Source organism: Bailinhaonella thermotolerans (assembly GCF_003594875.1).
GTDB lineage: Bacteria > Actinomycetota > Actinomycetes > Streptosporangiales > Streptosporangiaceae > Bailinhaonella > Bailinhaonella thermotolerans.
This window is the reverse complement of the sequence record NZ_QZEY01000005.1, coordinates 64,272-80,300: the sequence shown is the minus strand read 5'-3', so window position 1 is coordinate 80,300 and position 16,029 is coordinate 64,272. Positions and strand designations below refer to the sequence as shown.

Below are 16,029 nucleotides of genomic sequence, written 5' to 3'. Positions count from 1 at the left end.
GCCAGGTGCCTCCCGCCCCCGCACTCGCGACTGCCCAAGCGCCGATCACCTGTTTCGCGCAGGTCCGCCGGTCGCCTGTGCCCATCCAGCCGCTGCCCAGTCGCTCTCCTCCATCGACAGGCCCACCGTCATGACCCCTGCTCTTGAGAGGATGTACGGCCCACGCCGGTGAATCAGCGAAACGCCCCACCGCTCCCGGAGCATCGCGATCGCCTCGACCGCGCTGCCACGATGTCACAGAGGAGGCCCCCGATGCCCCGCCCACGGATTCGCCCAGTCCGAACCGCTCCCGGGCCGAGCGAAGAAAGGTTCCCTGATACCAGGCCGTCCTCGTCGGCGTAGACAAGCCATCCGGCCCCGCCGGTGCCGATCCCTTCTTCGCGCCGCGGAATTCACCGACCGACAGGTGAAATCCGGCCTCCATCCACCACCGCGTCACCCAGACCGAACAGCCCCGGCTCGACGTACGCGCCCCCGCTTCATCCCGCCCCTTTCCGGGCTGAAAGGCGCGTGGGGCCACACCTGGCCCCGTGAGCAGGAGGCGGAGGTCGTCGGGGGCGCGCAAGAATGTTGCGTCCGAGCGGGAAAACCGTCAAACGCATCCACATCTGGCGTAACTACGCTTTCCCTGGCCGCCGCGCACACGGGCGGTGGCCGTACTTCGATCGGGAGGGTGCCATGTTCGACGATCTCGACCTCGATTTCCTGCGGGCGCGCGAGGGTGTGAAGTGGAACGCGGTGGGGCCCGACGTGCTGCCCGCCTGGATCGCGGACATGGACTTCCCGGTCCCCGCCGCCGTCCGCGAGGCCATCGCGCGGCACGCGGACCGTGAGCTGGGCTACCCGTCCTGGGACTCCGAGGACGTCGCCAACCCCCTGGGCGAGGCGTTCACGGCCCGGATGGACAGACTGTACGGCTGGCGCCCCGACCCGGCGCACACGCGGGTGTTCACCGAGCTGATCCAGGCGCTCCAGGTCGTGCTGTTCGCCGGGACCGAGCCGGGGGACGGTGTGCTGATCCACACCCCGGCGTACCCGCCGTACCTGGGGACCCTGGAGCTCATGGGCCGGCGCACAGTCCCGATCCCCATGATCGACACCCCGGACGGCTGGAGCTTCGACGCCGGGAGGCTCGCGGAAGACGCGGCGGGCTGCCGGGTCCTCGTGCTGGTCAACCCGCACAACCCGACGGGCCGCGCGTTCCGGCGGGACGAGCTGGAGGCCATCGCGGAGGTGGCCGAGCGCCACGACCTGCTGGTCGTCTCCGACGAGATCCTGTCCGACCTGGTGTACGCGCCGCACGAGCACATCCCGTTCGCCTCGGTCGGCTCCGGCGCCGCCGCCCGGACGGTCACCCTCAACTCCGCGAGCAAGGGCTTCAACCTCGCCGGGCTGCGCTGCTCGGTGGCGCACGTCGGCCACGAGGGCCTCCGCCGCGCCCTGGCGGACTACCCGCCCCAGCTCTTCGGCGACGTCAGCGCCCTCAGCGTCACCGCGACCATCGCCGCCTGGGAACAGTGCGACGACTGGCTCAAGGAGGCGCTGGCCACACTCGACCGCAACCGCGCCCTCCTGGCCGACCACCTCCCGCCCGGCGTCCGGTTCCGCACCCCCGAGGCCGCCTACCTCGCCTGGCTCGACTGCCGCCCGCTCGCCCTGGACCGGGACCCGGCCGCCTTCTTCCTGGACCACGCGGGCGTCAAGCTCGTACCCGGCCCCAGCTTCGGCCCCGAGGGCGAGGGCTTCGCCCGCCTCAACTTCGGCACCCCAGCCCCGGTCCTGCGACAGATCCTCACCCGCCTCACCGCAGCGACCCCCACCCCCCGCCCGTCCTGACCGTACGCCTGAGGCGAGGGGTCCCGTCACCGCGTCGGGGGAGGCGTGACCACCGGCGGGCCTGCGGAGCTCATCGCAGGACGCTCGCCGTCCCTGACGGGCCCGTACCCGCGTCGGTGACGTACACCGCCGCGCAGGCACACGCCGCGGCGGCGAAGAGCACCCCCACGAACACGGGCCAGGTCTGGACTTGCACCAGGTTGTGCACCAGTCCCGCGATGACGGCGAGCTGGACCGCCGCCGTCAGCTCCGGCCGGTCACCGATCACCTGGGCGGTCATGAGCAGCAGCACCAACAGGGCGGGCGCGTACAGCGGGGCGTGCGGATAATCCGAGCCGCTCGCCTGCGGATAGAAGACGCACACGTCCACCAGGACCAGGAGCGTGGCCGCAGCACTCAGCAGCAGCGGCGCGCGTGCCGGCTCCGTCCGCCACACCCGGAGCACGCGGCCGGCGAAGAACCCGGTCAGGAGTACGACGGCCGTGAACACCGCCAGCCATGACGGTTCCTCGAAGGGATCGTCCTTCACACCGTGGGGGTTCTGCTGGTTGATGACGATCGCGACGAGCGTGAGCGCGCTCCCGACGCCGCCCGCGACCTTCCACCATCCGCCGTCCGGCTGGGCCAGGGCCGTCTCCACGAACGCGATCAGCAGGATCACCAGGCCGGCCACCAGGATGAAGATCCCCTTCACCAGGCTGCTGTAGCCGGTCGTGTCGAGGTAGGCGAGCATCCCCAGGTGGAGCCCGGCCAGACCCGCGCCCGCGCCGAGGCTGGCGTCGCGCCAGCGGCCTTCGGGCAGCAGCGCGATCCCGAAGGCCGCCGCGGTCAGGAACCAGAGCCAAAGGATGTGCTCGGCCAGTATTCCCGCGAGCTCGCCGACATTCAGCTCGCGGCCTCCTGAGCTGAGTATCAGGAGCAGCCCCGCCAGCAGCGCCGGAACCCGCGACGCCAGGGCCGGCCACGACCGCCTGCCCGCCGTACCGGGGGCTGCGTCCCCTGCCACGGGGTATCCGCTCCGGGACTCCCCGGTCTTCACAGAGGTGACGGCCGGGAGCGCCGCATCGGTGCCACCGTCGGCCGTGTCGCGTCCTTCGCCCGCGATCGCCGCACGGCCGGGCGCCCTCTCAGGCGATACGGCCGTCGAGGCAGGGCCCTGGCCCGACGTGCTCCGGGCGCTACGGCCGTCACCCGTCCCGCCCCGGGTACGGTCGTCACTCGCCCCGCCCCGGGTACGGTCGTCACTCGCGGCACCCGGCGTGGTGGACGTCGCCGCGGTGGCTTGAGAGGGCGGCGCGGCCGGGTGCGGGGAGGAGGCCGTCCGTTCGACGCCTTCGGCGGAACGGCCGAGCGCGCGGGCGGCCGCCGCGGACACCGACCGGCTGTCGTCGTGGGCCAGCCTCTCCAACGCCAGCCGCGCCGCCAGCGCGAGCCCGGCGTGCCTGCTGTGCCGCAACCGCTCCAGCTCGTCGATCGCGCCCGCTCTGATCTTGGCGATCGGGTGGTCGACGGCCTCCTGCAGTTCGCTCGGCAGCGGCGCGGGCCGGTCCACGGGACGGCTGCGCCGCGCGATGATCAGTTCGCCCTGCACGTCGAAGGTCCACTTGCCCGGCGTCTGCTTCGGTGTGATGGCCCGCACCCGGTCGTAGACGTAGTCGTACAGCTCATGGATGCCCACGTAGCCGTCCTGGTCACGATCGGCCTCGCCGGTCTTGAGTCCCTCCACCAGGGCGCGGGTGAACACCGACGGCGACCCGGGCTCCTGCGCGTCGGCCAGGTCGGTGCCGTCGAAGGCGTATTCCAGGGCGTTGGAGGCCGTGATGACCACCCTCCCACGGCCGCCGAACTGCTCCTCGACGTAGACGGCCGCTCCCGCGCGGGGCAGCGCCCCGCGCGCGAAGGCGCCCGCATAGCAGCAGTCCAGTAGCAGGACGATGCGCCGGCATCGGCTGCGGCTCATCTGCCGGTTGACGAACTCCGCCGACACCCCGGTGGCGGCGAGCCTGTTGAGCTTGGTGCTGGGCGTGGCGAGGTACAGCTCTCCGTTGTCGTCCTTGACGCCGTGGCCGGAGAAATGCAGCAACAGCAGGTCGTCGGGGTCACGGTCGGCGAAGAAGTCCTCCACGGCCTCGTTGACGACGGCCGTGGGCTCGTTGAGCATCGTGCGCACGTCGAACCCGCCGATGGCTTCGTCGCTCAGCACCCTGGCCAGGGCCTCGGCGTCCAGCGCCGGCGCGCGCAGCCGCCGCAGTCCCGGGTCCTGGAACTCGTCGCCGGCCACGATCAGCGCCAGGCGCCGGCCGGTCCGCGCGGGCGCGACCGGCCGGTCGCGGCGCCGCAGCCAGACCTCGGTGAGTCGACGTTGCTCCTGGGAGGGTATGCCGGTCAGTTCCAGAACGTCGCCGTCGATGTCCAGCTTGACGGAACGGTGCTGGTGGCGATTGAGCCAGGCGATCACGCCGTTCACGATCGAGGCGAGCAGTTCGGTGCCGGCCAGCGCGATCACCAGGCCCCCGAGCGTGAACGACAGGACCGCCCGGGCGCCCGGAGGGCTCTCTCCTCCCTCCGCGGCGCTGACGACCGCGTCCAGATCGAGCAGTTCCTCTCTGAGCCCGGAGGTGACCTCGTCCAGTTCCTGAGCGTCCGCGGCGGGATCGACCACCTGTAACCGCAGTTGAACCCTCTCGTCCACCATCTGCCCCCTCCTGGGAGGGACGACGGGAAACCGGCGCCCTAACCGATATCGCCGACGATCACAGGGGTGCTACCTGAGTCGCGTCAGGAGGCATCAGGATCCGTTGCGGCCGCAACCCGGTGCTCGGCCCACGCGAACCCGCCGCTCGTGAGATGGGGCCGTTTGGTGAAGCGAGCAGGCCAAGCCGGTGATCTTGGGGAAGCATGAGTCTGTTGGGGCTGATACCCAGTCGCTAATCGCGGGCATGTCCGGTGGCTCATGATCTTTTGTGGGTCGATGGTCGAGAGCCTCGACCTGGACCCGGCTAGGAATCCCGAGAAGTACGTGATCTAGGAACCCCAAGTGGACGCGGGACACGCCATGCACGCCCAACTGAAAAACGGACAATCGACGCATGTGTTTCGATGGAAGTGCCATGATCTCCTTACGGTGTGCGCTTCTCCCTGATCGCAGACCACAGCACCGGCCCTCCGAGACCGGTGAGGATCGCAACCTTGGGTCCAAGGGCAACAAGGGCCTGGCGCGGGACTGCAGCACCGGCCCTCCGAGACCGGTGAGGATCGCAACAATGAGGCAGCATGAGCGTCCTCAACAGCGCAATCGCCGCGGCGTCGGGCCTCTGGGACCGGTGCGGCGCCGATGTGAGCCGGCCGCCCTTGTTGGCCGCCACCCGCCGACGAACGCCTGGGCGGCCTGTACATGACCGTCCTCTACCCCCCGGGGGGCGGCGGCAGCGGCGAGTCGGCGACGGCCGCCCACGTCGCCCACCGGATCGCGGCGGCGTTCTTCGACGGCCGGCTCCACGCCGAGCTGCTCCGTACCACTTGGGCCACCCCCGGTTCCCTGGACCATCCGCACGATCAGCGCCTTGACGGGCCGGTGGGTGCCGGGCTGTCTGTCGGTGCCGGCGCAAGGTCGTCGCGAGGCGGGCCGCCGTCCCCTTCCGCGACGCTCTGCGGTCGCTCGCTTCGCAGAGGGCGTCCGGCCGTGCCTATTCGGCGGCGGCCGGCGGGTCGCAGAACTCCTGCTTGACGAGGGCGTCCACAAGCCCGAGGAAGTCCTTCACCGGACCTCTGGTGGCCGAATCCACCCAGGTCACCGAGGCGGTCAGGGTCTTGCTGCCGTCGGGCGAGCTGTACATCAGCGCCCCGTAGCCGTGCGGTGGGCTGCCGTTGTGCTGGTAGACGGTGCCGCAGCCGGGGCCCAGGTCCTGGGCCCAGATGCCGAGGCCGTAGCCCTGCTGGGGGAGCGGGGTGGGGATCGCCGTGCGCATCTCGGTCAGCAGTTCGGCGGGCAGCAGCCTGCCGCCGTTCAGCGCGGAGAAGAACGTGGTCAGGTCCTGCGTGGTGGAGATCAGGTCGCCGGCGCCGGTCAGCAGGGACAGGTTCTGGCGGGAGAGGTCGATCACCTTGCCCTGGTACTGGTAGTAGCCGTGGGCGTGCGGCCCGGGGAGTGTCCTCGTGCGGTCGCCCGCCGCGAGGGTGTCCCGCAGTCCGAGCGGGCCGGTGATGCGCCGCTTCAGCTCGGTGGCGTAGGAGCGACCGGTGACCTTCTCGATCATCAGCAGCGCCACCGTGTAGTTGGTGTTGGAGTAGCTCCACTGCGTCCCGGGTTCGAAGCGCGGCTTCTTGGACAGCGCCAGCCGTACCAGCTCCTCGGGCTTGTAGCTCTTGAACCGGTAGGGCACCCACGCGTCCCCGTTGGCGGGGACGCCCGGCTCGTCCATGGTCCCGTCGGGCTTGTACTCGCCGGTGTAGTTGAAGAGCCCGCTGGTGTGCCGCAGCAGCATGCGTACGGTGATCCGCTCGTCCAGCCCGTAGCCGGGCAGATAGTCGGCGGCGGGGCGGTCCAGCGCGATCCTGCCCTCCGCCACCAGTTGCAGAATCATGGTCGCGGTGAAGGTCTTGATGATGCTGCCCGTCCAGAAGCTCCCGTTGGTCGGGGGTTTGGCGGATAATCCCAGTTTGCGCACCCCGGCGCTGGCGGCCCAGTCGCCCTGCCGATCGCGTACGCGTAGCTGGATCCCGGTGAAACCGGCGTCGACGAAGGCGTTCATCGCCTTGCGCAGCTCCGGGCGATCCGGCCCGGTGGAAGTGGCCGTGGCAGGGGTGGCGGTCACCGCCAGCGCCGCCGTTGCGAGCGCTGCGACGGTCGTGCGCCGGCTGATCGTCGTCTTCATGATTTCCTCGTTTCCGGGGTCGCTGTTGTCAGTTCGTGGTACGGCCGTCGCCGAACACCGCGTCCATGAGCCGCTGTGTCGCCTGCTGGAACGCCGCCGCCAGGGACAGGCCGGCGTCGTCCACGTACGTCATCGAGGCCGTCATCGTCCTGCTGCCGTCGGGCGTGCTGTACATCAGCGCCGCCGAGCCGGCCATGCCGCCGTTGTGGTGGTAGACGGTGCCGCCGTTCTCGCCCAGGTCCTGCTCGAAGATGCCCAGGCCGTAGCCGATCTTCGGGTCGGGCTTGCGCATCTCGGTCAGCAGTTCGGCGGGCAGCAGCCGGCCGCTGTTCAGCGCGGAGAAGAACGTGTGCAGGTCCTGGGTGGTCGAGATCATGTCGCCGCCGGCGGAGATCCATGAGGGGTTCTGGCTGGTGACGTCCACCGTGTGCTCCCGGCCGCCGTCCTCGTACCGGTAGTAGGCGTGGGCGTGCGGCCCGGTGATCTCCGTCGAGGTGCCCGGCGCCTCGGTGCCCGTCATCCCCAGCGGGCCCAGGATCAGCCGCTGCAGTTCCTCGGCGAACGGGCGGCCCGTGACCCGCTCGATCAGCAGCCTGGCCAGCACGTAGTTGGTGTTGGAGTAGCTCCAGTCCGTGCCCGGCTCGAACCGCGCCGGCTTGGACAGCGCCAGCCGTACCAGCTCATCGGGCCGGTAGGTGCGGAAGCGGCCCTCCACCCACTCCTTGCCCGACCACGCGATTCCCGGCGCGAACGTCCCGTCCTCGTAGTACTCGCCGGTGTAGTTGAAGATCCCGCTGGTGTGCTGCAGCACCATCCGTACGGTGATCCGCTCGTCCAGGCCGAACTCGGGCAGCCAGCCGGCCACCGGGCTGTCCAGCTCGATCCTGCCCTCGGCCACCAACTGCAGCACCAGCGTCGCGATGAACGCCTTGGTGGAGCTGCCGACCCGGAACCGGCCATCGGCCGGCGGCTGCTCCGGCGAACCCAGCTCGCGCGCCCCGGCAGTGCCGACCCACTCGCCGCGCTCGTCGTTCACCCGCAGCGACACCCCGACGAAACCGGCGTCGATCATCTCCTGGAGGATCTTCTCCAGCTCCGGACGGTCCTGTCCGGCCCCCATGACGGCCGGCGCGCCGCCCCCGGGGGCGGCGTCGAGGGCCGCGGTGATCTTGCGGGCCATCTCCGTCATGGTCGGGCCGGCCTCGCCCCGGGCGGACGCCTCGACGGCGACCAGGACGGTACGGCGGAAGTTCGCGGCCTCGGCCGGGTCCCGCTCCTGGAGCAGGCTCGCGGACTCCGCCAGCGCGGGCAGCACCTGGTCGGCCAGCTCGGCCACGCTCCTGCCGTACTTCACGCCCTTGGGCGCCTGGGCCAGCACGTGCCCGACCAGGCCGGTCGCGGACGTCAGGGCGATGGACCCCTCGGTGGCGGCCTTGTGCGCCGAGCCGGCGGCACCGGCCGCGGACATCAGCGACACCGCGCCCCAGGCGGCGGTCCGCAACGTGAGCTGGTCCTGCTCGGAGAGGATGATCGACATGGCTGTGTGCTCCTTCAGAAAGATTCGGTACGAAAAGTCACGTGAACGCACGGACGCTGGAGTGCGGGTATCTGAACGCCTCAGGCCGGGTCGCCCGAGAAGATCGTCCTCGGGCTCGAGGCCGCCACTGCCGAACCGTTCATGGCATCCACGATCACCGGCCGCCCTGATAGCGGGCCGTTGCCGTCCTGACGCGGCCGCTGACGCGGCCCTGCCCTGTCGGTGGCAGGCGCGCAGGTTGGTCAGCGGGGACCAGGACACCCGTGCGAGGGCCGGGCGTCCGTGCTCGCCGGCGGGGATCGAGCCTTCATGATCTCCGTCGGCTACGGTGGCCGCCGTACGGCGAAGCTGGGCGCGTAGTCCTTCAGCCTGACCAGGTGCGCGTGGGCCGTCTCCCGGCTGCCGGCGGTGTTCGTGTCCGGCGCCTCCCGGAAGGGGATGCCCAGGAAGATCCGGTCGGCCCCTTCGCGTCCCATCTGCTGATGCTCGGCGACGAAGCCGCGCATCTCCCGCTCGTAGGCGGCGAACGCCGTTGTGTGCTCGCCGCCGGCGAGGGCCAGCTCGCCGGCCAGGATGTAAGCGCCGATGAGCGCCTGGGAAGCGCTCTGGCCCGAGGTCGGCGCCGCGCCGAATCCGGCGTCCCCGAGCAGCACCACCCGGCCCGAGGACCAGCGGTCCATCTCCACCTGGGCGTTGACGTCGAAGAAGAAGTCCTGCGCCCTGCTCATCTCCCGCAGCAGGCGCGGGATCGGCCCGCCTTCGCCGGCGAACCGCCCGGCCACGATGCGCTTGCACTGCGCGACGTCGTCACGGTCATAGGCCAGCGGGCAGGAGGTGAAGTACAGCTCCGCGCGGGCCTCGGCGTCGTCGCGAATGCCGAGAATGACGGCCGCCTTGCCCGGCATGCTGGGGAGCCGGCTGATGCCGGACAGGCCGAGGTGGCCGGGCAGGCCGAGGTGGCCGGGCAGGCCGAGGTGGCCGGACAGGCCGAGGTGGCCGGGCAGGCTGAAGGTCGCGGTGTAGATGCCCAGGTGCCGGACGAACCGCTCGGGCGGCCCGAAGACCAGCGAGCGGGTGTGAGAGTGGAGCCCGTCGGCGCCGGCCACCAGGTCGAAGCGGCGCGGCCGGCCGCGTTCGAAGGTGACCCGCACACCGTCGGCGTCCTGCTCCAGCGTGGCGATCGAGTCGCCGAGGACGTACTCGACCTCCTGGCGGGTGGCCTCGTGCAGCAGGCCGATCAGGTCCGCCCTGAGGATCCGCGGGTCGCCCGCGAAGACCACCGCGGGCGGGGCGGCGCCACCGTCCGCCTTCGCCGCCCCGCCCATGAGCGGGTTCAGCGCTTCGACCCGCTCCAGCAGGGCCATGCGGTCCAGCACGTCCAGGGCCTCGCCGCGCAAACCCATCACGCCCCCGCCCGCACGCACCCGCGCGGCCCGCTCCACCACGGTAGGAGTGAAATCGTGGTGGCGCAGCCAGTACGCCAGAGCGGTCCCGGCCACGCCGGCGCCGGAAATGAGGACGTCCATCACTTGCTCCATCGAATGAACGATTCGGGGCGATTCATGCGATTCGAGGATCAAGTACGGTGAACATCCACAACAACGGTGAATCCTGCAAGATCACCTTCAGCGTGAGTAAACGGAGCAGGTCAGGCGTGGAACTACGCGACATCGAGATCTTCCTGACCCTGGCCGAGGAGCTGCACTTCGGTCGTACCGCCGCCCGGCTGTGCCTGTCGCCCGCTCGCGTCACCCAGGCGATCCAGAAGCAGGAGCGGCAGGTCGGCGCGCCGCTGTTCGAGCGCTCCAACCGCACGGTCCGGCTTACGCCGGTCGGGCGGCAGCTCCGCGAGGACCTGCGGCCGCTGTACGCCGGGCTGAAGGACAGCATGCGGCGCGCCCAGCTCGCCGCCCAGGGCATCACCGGCACGCTGCGGGTCGGCATGCTGCCCGCCAACACCTACGACCTGCGCCCTTACTGGGATGTCTTCCACCTGCGGCACCCGCAGTGGAAGCTGCGCATCCAGCGCACCCCGTTCAGCGACTCCTTCGGCGCGCTGCGCCGCGGGGACATCGACGTCCTGCTCGCCTGGCTGCCCATCGACGAGCCCGATCTCACGGTGGGACCGGCCCTGCTCGCCGAACCCCGGGTACTGGCCGTCTCCACCGACCACGAGCTCACCCGCCGCACGTCGGTCTCCCTGGAGATGGCCGCCGACTTCCAGCACCCCGAGGCGGGCACCGTGCCCGGCTACTGGTACGACGCCTACATCCCGCGCGAGACCCGCCGCGGCCGCCCGATCGAGCGCGGCCCCGTGATCCAGGACACGGAAGACGCCATCATCCTCGCCAGCATGGCCGAGATCGTCGTGCTCTTTCCCGCCCACATGGCCCGCTACTGGGTACGGCCGGACCTCACCTACCTGCCGGTCACCGACATGGGGCCGCTGCCGTACGCCCTGGTGTGGCGCAGCGACGCGGAGAACGACCTCGTCCGGGCCCTGGCCGAGGTCGCCCGCGATCTCGGCCCCCTCGGGGCAGAGAGCTGATCGCCGAACAGCACGGTGACCCACAAGCGTCCGGCGGACCGGACGCCATCAGGCGCAGCGCCGGCCCGCCGCCGGACGGCTGCGGAGTACCCGGTGATCGTGGCCCAGGGACGGGTGTACCGGTTTAATCGTCGTGCTCGGTGCGGCCGAAGAAGTGCAGCCGCCCCAGCCAACGGACCGGATGGCCGGCCGGAAGCCGCCCGTGCGCCAAAGACGGCAGGAACACCCGGGACCAGTCGAGCGCCGGACCGCCGGCCGGGTCTTGCCGAAGCACCTCGGCCAGCTCCGTTCCGCCGCTCTGGCCGCCGGGGACGTGGGTCCACACCCCGAAGTCTTCGTCCAGTCCCTGGCCACGGCCGTCCAGCCATTCGGCGAGATAGTCCTCCGCCGCGCTCCGTACGGCGGACGCGTCGTTCAGCAGCCAGACCTGCCCCTTGGCTCCTCCGCTATGGCCGACCAGGCGGGTCATCTCCAGCAGGTGGAATCCGTAGGGATGGCGCGTGGTGATCCTTGCCGGGGGATCGGGAAGCACGACGTCCTCCAGTTCCTCCACACGCGCCCTGGCGATGTCGTCGTGAGGGTCGATACGCAGCGCCTCACGGTAAGCGGCGGCCGCCGATTCGTCCTCGCCCAGCCAGTGCAGTGCGCACGCGAGCGAGAAGGCCGCGAGGTTGTCGTCCGGCTGAAGTCCGAGGGCATGTCGCGCGGCCTCCACCACCTCTCCCGCCAGCTCCTGTCCGAGCTCGTCGTCCTCGTCCAGCCCGGCCGGCGGATCGTACTGCGACTCGAAGTGATCCTCGCCGCCGTCGGAAACCTCGTTCAGGTGGGCCCGCAGTTTCCCCAAGGCCAGCACCGTCAGGCACACGGCGCTGGTGGGGTCGTCGGGAACAGCCTCCTGGATGGCCGCGCAGGCGTCCCTCACCTCGTCCTCGTCCTCGTCCTCCAGGTCATCGAGCGTGCCGTACTCGGTGGCCTCCCAGAAGTACTGAAGGGACGCACCGGCCGCCCTGCGCGCCGACTCGATATCCGTCATGTCGCTCATGACCACGACACGATAATGATCAGAATTCGCGTACATGGGCGTCTTGCTCATCTGGCTCGCACTTGATCCGAGAAACGGGCTGTCGTCGCCCGAGATCTGTGCTCACTCCAGTTGGGCCTGATCTCGGTCTGGAACGATCAGGTATGGCGCCCGGCGCCGGGAGGCTCTGGCTCTTACCCCGGAGCTGAAGGACCCGCGACGTGCCGCCACCGCGGAACGATGAAGAGGAACTGACCGGCGGGGACGTCAACCACCTCCTCCGGATCGGAGGGGGCGTCAACCACGTCGTCCGGATCGGCGGGGGCGTCAACCACCTCGTCCGGATCGGCGGCACGGTCCGACGGCCTACCGGCCGCTGGACACCGGCCGTCCACGCCCTGCTGGACCACCTCGCGGCGGCCGGGTTCACCGGCGCCCCCCGCCACCACGGATTCGACAAGGACCCCGACGGCAGCACCACCCTTTACCTGCCCGGCACCGAGATCAAGACCACCAGCACCGGGACGCTCAGCGCCACCCGCTACTACGGCAGCGACGGCGCGATGGTGGCCCACCGCCGCAGCGGCGACAGCGCCCCGGTGTGGACCGGCGGCGACCATCAGGCCTCCACCCAGATCACCGTCGAAGGCTGGTCCGGAAAGGTCTCCCGCCAGCGCTATCTGCCCTACGGCGCACACCGCGGAGGCCGCGACGACATCCTCACCACTCAGCGCGGCTTCGTCGGTCAGACCGAGGACGACTCCACAGGCCTGGTCCACACTGGCGCTCGCTACTACGACCCGGCCATCGGCCGCTTCATCAGCCCCGACCCCATCCAGGACCTGGCCGACCCGCAACAGCGCAACGGCACCTACAGCTACGCCAACAACAACCCCATCACCTTGTCCGATCCCGGCGGTCTCGCACCCCTGGGCGCCGGCGACGAAGGCTGCACCGACTGGAGGTGCTACAGCAACCCGCGAGGCAAAGGCTCCCTCGCCAACCCGAAACCAGGGGCGACAGGGCAACAACTTCCGTACAGGCAACCGGGAACACGTCACCACGAGATACGCCAAGCGACGCGTGGGCAACATCTACGTCCCGGAGAAGATCGACATCAATGCCTTCCGCAAGGCCTTCTACACCCGCTACGTGAAGGCGGTCGTCAACCGCTACTACAGCCCGGCAAACTTCGAGACCGAGCTGTACCACCAGCAAGTCGCACTCGCCATGAGCATCTGCTCCGACATGGCCGACACCTGCGGCGACTGGCGGGGCATGCTCTTCGACGAGTACACCAGGACGCACGACCCCGTCACCTTCAGCGCCTCAGGCCGCGCTCCTCGCCTGCCTGTCAACGTTTGGAGCAAGGGCCTGCGCGAAGCCTTCAAGAAGGCGCTCGCAGCCGGGTGCGGAGACAGCTTCGTCGCCGGCACCCGCGTCCTCCTCGCCGACGGAACCGCCAAACCCATCGAGCAGATCAAGACCGGCGACAAGGTCCTCGCCACCGACCCCTACACCGGAAAAACGCAAGCCAAGACAGTCGTCGCCACCATCACCACCGACGACGGCAAGGACTACGTCCAACTCACCATCGACACCGACGGCCTAGGGCGTGTTTTGTGGATCAGGTGGGGTGGTGTCAGGGGTGAGTTGGGGATTCGGCTGCGCGGGCTGGTGGTTCGTGGCGTGATGGGTGTGTGGTTCGTCGTCATGAGCTCAGTGATGCGGCGTGGGAGCGGATCGCGCCGTTGCTGCCGCCGGATCCGCCGCGGGGTGGGCGATGGCGTGATCATCGGCAGGTGCTGAACGGGATCGTGTGGAAGATCCGGACCGGGGCCGATTGGCGGGACGTGCCCGAGCGGTACGGCCCGTGGCAGACGGTCTATCAGCGGTTCCGCCGCTGGAGCGCGGACGGTACCTGGGATCGGCTGTGGGAGCATGTCCAGGCGCACGGGGATGCGGCCGGGGTGGTGGACTGGTCGGCGGTGTGCGTGGACTCCACGATCGTGCGGGCGCATCAGCACGCGGCCGGAGCTCGTAAAGGGGGCCGGCGGGCGGCGCGAATGCGGGCGAATGCGGCCCGGGCGGCCAGGCGCTGGGCCGATCCCGGGGCGGGCTGACCACCAAGGTGCATCTGGCCGTGGACGGGACGGGGTTGCCGCTGGCGGTGCTGGTGACGGGTGGGAACATCAACGACTGCACCCAGGCCATTGCCCTGCTGCAGACGGTGCGCATCCCCCGGGCCGGGCGCGGGCGGCCCCGCACCCGGCCGCAGCGGGTGATCGCCGACAAGGCCTACAGCTCGGCGGCGATCCGCGGCTATCTGCGCCGCCGGCACATCGCCGCCACCATCCCCGAACGCGCCGACCAGGTGGCCAACCGCGCTCGCCGCGGCTCGGGCGGGGGACGGCCGCCCGCCTTCGATCCCGCCGTCTACCGGCGCCGCAACGTGATCGAGCGCTGCATCAACCGGCTCAAGCAGTTCAAAGGCATCGCCACCCGCTACGACAAACTCGCCATCCACTACCGGTCCGCGCTCACCATCGCCTGCCTACTGCTCTGGCTCCGACGAGATCCATAAAACACGCCCTAGCGGGAAGCGTAACCGGTGCGATCCTCGCCACTGACCATCATCCCTTCTGGGCTGCCTCAGTAAAAGCCTGGACCAATGCTGGCGACCTTCGGCCTGGGGACCGCCTGCGAACCCTTGAAGGCGAACTGGTCGCGATCGCTGACATACAGCGTTGGACGGCACAACAGCGCACCTACAACCTTACTGTCGCAGGCGTACACACGTATTATGTGTTGGCACGCGAGACGCCAGTTCTGGTACACAATTCAAGCGGATGCATTCACGCGTCTGTTGCGTATCAGGATTGGGCTACCAAGGGAGCTCATGTTCACATCGGGAACAATGAGGTGAGAATTTTTCCCGACGGTCAAGGCGGGATTGGGGCTGAGCCTATTCGCCTTAGGTCTGGCACGGCCAGTTCGAAAGAAGTTCAGATGGTCCTGGATGAGATACACTCGAACCCTAGCCTGAGGGCCGATATAATTGTCAAGGCCAAGTCTGCTCGCGCCAGTACGAATGCTGCAGAATTTGGCATGCGCTCAAATCGGGCTGCCGAGATGCATTCCCCCATCAAGGTATTGGAGAAGATGGGTGACTAGTATCAGCTTCTTCCGCGATGTATCTATGGCTGGCCAGGTTCGAGGGCTGGGGTTGGGGTCCAGTCTTGAGCAATGGAGTCAGGCTCTCGGTGACGAGTATGTCGATGACGTGCGCAAGGGCCGCATGCGTCGAGACTATGGCCTCGTAGAGCTGTCGTTCCTCAAAGTCGAAAGTTTATGGGAATGTGCGGGGATAACTATTCAGGCGCATCGTTTGTCGCTGCCTCATAGAGATGTGATTCCCGAGACGCTAGTGCGAGAATATGGAAATTTTCCAAATAGAGTCCCTCTCCCTGATTTGCTGCAATCCATAGCTGAAATTGGCGGCAGAGCGGAATTGATTGACGATGCCACTCGGTCGCGATATAGGAGATTCTGGGTGTCTGGATCCCGTGCGATCATCCATGCAACGGATGATCATCCAAAAGAGTTTACGCTTTCGAAAGTGGAGGAAGTGTGGTCCATTGCTCTGTCCTGTGACGCGGAGATTTGGAGGGCTCCGCTTCAATAGATCCCTGAGATTCTTCGTCTTGCAGTCAAGATTGTTCGCATAGGACCGGAGGTTCCTTCTCTCCCGCCCCGTACCGATGGCTCTGGAGGGAGCCGGCGACCTGACGGACGATGAGCCGCCGGAGGCCGTTTGGGTCATGGTCGAGTTGCTGGACGACTGAGACATCATGGACAGGGGGCGGTGAGATGAGGGTCACAGGCTGGGCCTACGGCTGCACCGCCTTCGTCATGTCGACCGTGGACGGCTCCGTCTTCGTGCAGGGGACCATGTGGCAGGACTCCATCGGCACCGCGGTCCTGCCCGCACCGCACCATTCGAAGACCCTGCGGGAGATCGCCCGCAAAAGTGTGGGCAAGGCCCTACCGGACCGCGGCGGAGAACGAGGACACGCTGGCCTGGCTCCCACGTGGGGACGAGGCCGACGCGTAGGAGCCTCGGCGGCGGGTGCGACCCCTTTTCGAGCCGCACGCGCCGTGCTGCCCACACGCGCTCGCGGGTGTCTAGCCGCTGGGCATCCTTCGTGAAGAG

The 16,029-nt window shown here is 69.0% G+C and carries 11 protein-coding genes and 1 pseudogene; 6 read left to right on the top strand and 6 right to left on the bottom strand.

The window, feature by feature from the left end:
* Positions 1-678: 678 nt before the first annotated feature.
* The gene (locus D5H75_RS15735; RefSeq protein ID WP_119927221.1) at positions 679-1,836 is read left to right on the top strand and encodes a MalY/PatB family protein; all 1,158 of its coding nucleotides are present in this window, start codon (positions 679-681) and stop codon (positions 1,834-1,836) included.
* A gap of 70 nt (positions 1,837-1,906) precedes the next feature.
* Here the strand turns inward: D5H75_RS15735 and D5H75_RS15730 are convergent, their stop codons facing one another.
* The 4 genes from D5H75_RS15730 to D5H75_RS15715 all read right to left on the bottom strand — a co-directional run bounded on the left by D5H75_RS15730 (position 1,907) and on the right by D5H75_RS15715 (position 9,773).
* Positions 1,907-4,531 (bottom strand): caspase family protein, encoded by a 2,625-nt coding sequence (locus D5H75_RS15730; RefSeq protein ID WP_147425166.1) that lies wholly within the window; start codon positions 4,529-4,531, stop codon positions 1,907-1,909.
* Positions 4,532-5,522: 991 nt separating this feature from the next.
* Complete coding sequence (locus D5H75_RS15725; RefSeq protein ID WP_119927219.1) at positions 5,523-6,710, bottom strand: serine hydrolase domain-containing protein; 1,188 nt, start codon at positions 6,708-6,710, stop codon at positions 5,523-5,525.
* A gap of 28 nt (positions 6,711-6,738) precedes the next feature.
* Complete coding sequence (locus tag D5H75_RS15720) at positions 6,739-8,247, bottom strand: serine hydrolase domain-containing protein (RefSeq protein WP_242454265.1); 1,509 nt, start codon at positions 8,245-8,247, stop codon at positions 6,739-6,741.
* Positions 8,248-8,570: 323 nt separating this feature from the next.
* Positions 8,571-9,773, bottom strand: a complete 1,203-nt coding sequence (locus D5H75_RS15715; RefSeq protein ID WP_119927218.1) for an FAD-dependent monooxygenase — start codon at positions 9,771-9,773, stop codon at positions 8,571-8,573.
* Positions 9,774-9,901: 128 nt separating this feature from the next.
* Between D5H75_RS15715 and D5H75_RS15710 the strand changes: the two genes are divergently transcribed.
* Complete coding sequence (locus tag D5H75_RS15710) at positions 9,902-10,795, top strand: LysR family transcriptional regulator (RefSeq protein WP_119927217.1); 894 nt, start codon at positions 9,902-9,904, stop codon at positions 10,793-10,795.
* 124 nt (positions 10,796-10,919) lie between these two features.
* Here the strand turns inward: D5H75_RS15710 and D5H75_RS15705 are convergent, their stop codons facing one another.
* A complete protein-coding gene (locus D5H75_RS15705) occupies positions 10,920-11,837 on the bottom strand; it encodes a hypothetical protein (protein ID WP_147425165.1) in 918 nt (305 codons plus the stop codon).
* A 542-nt stretch (positions 11,838-12,379) separates the two neighbouring features.
* On the opposite strand from D5H75_RS15705, the pseudogene D5H75_RS44750 reads away from it, so the two are divergent.
* The 4 genes and pseudogenes from D5H75_RS44750 to D5H75_RS44620 all read left to right on the top strand — a co-directional run.
* Positions 12,380-12,679, top strand: a pseudogene (locus tag D5H75_RS44750) (RHS repeat-associated core domain-containing protein); the annotation flags it as partial.
* 220 nt (positions 12,680-12,899) lie between these two features.
* Positions 12,900-13,625: a polymorphic toxin-type HINT domain-containing protein gene (locus D5H75_RS43090; RefSeq protein WP_242454321.1), complete on the top strand. Its 726-nt coding sequence runs from the start codon at positions 12,900-12,902 to the stop codon at positions 13,623-13,625.
* Positions 13,517-14,400 (top strand): IS5 family transposase gene (locus D5H75_RS15685; RefSeq protein WP_119927214.1). Its coding sequence is split into 2 segments (ribosomal slippage): positions 13,517-13,867 and positions 13,870-14,400, totalling 882 coding nucleotides; the frame shifts between segments, so codons are not numbered across the junction. Before D5H75_RS43090 ends, D5H75_RS15685 begins: the two co-directional genes overlap by 109 nt.
* Positions 14,367-14,990, top strand: a complete 624-nt coding sequence (locus D5H75_RS44620) for a polymorphic toxin-type HINT domain-containing protein (protein WP_422674022.1) — start codon at positions 14,367-14,369, stop codon at positions 14,988-14,990. Before D5H75_RS15685 ends, D5H75_RS44620 begins: the two co-directional genes overlap by 34 nt.
* 716 nt (positions 14,991-15,706) lie before the next feature.
* Here the strand turns inward: D5H75_RS44620 and D5H75_RS41570 are convergent.
* Complete coding sequence (locus D5H75_RS41570; protein WP_202638197.1) at positions 15,707-15,856, bottom strand: hypothetical protein; 150 nt, start codon at positions 15,854-15,856, stop codon at positions 15,707-15,709.
* Between the last annotated feature and the right edge of the window lie 173 nt (positions 15,857-16,029).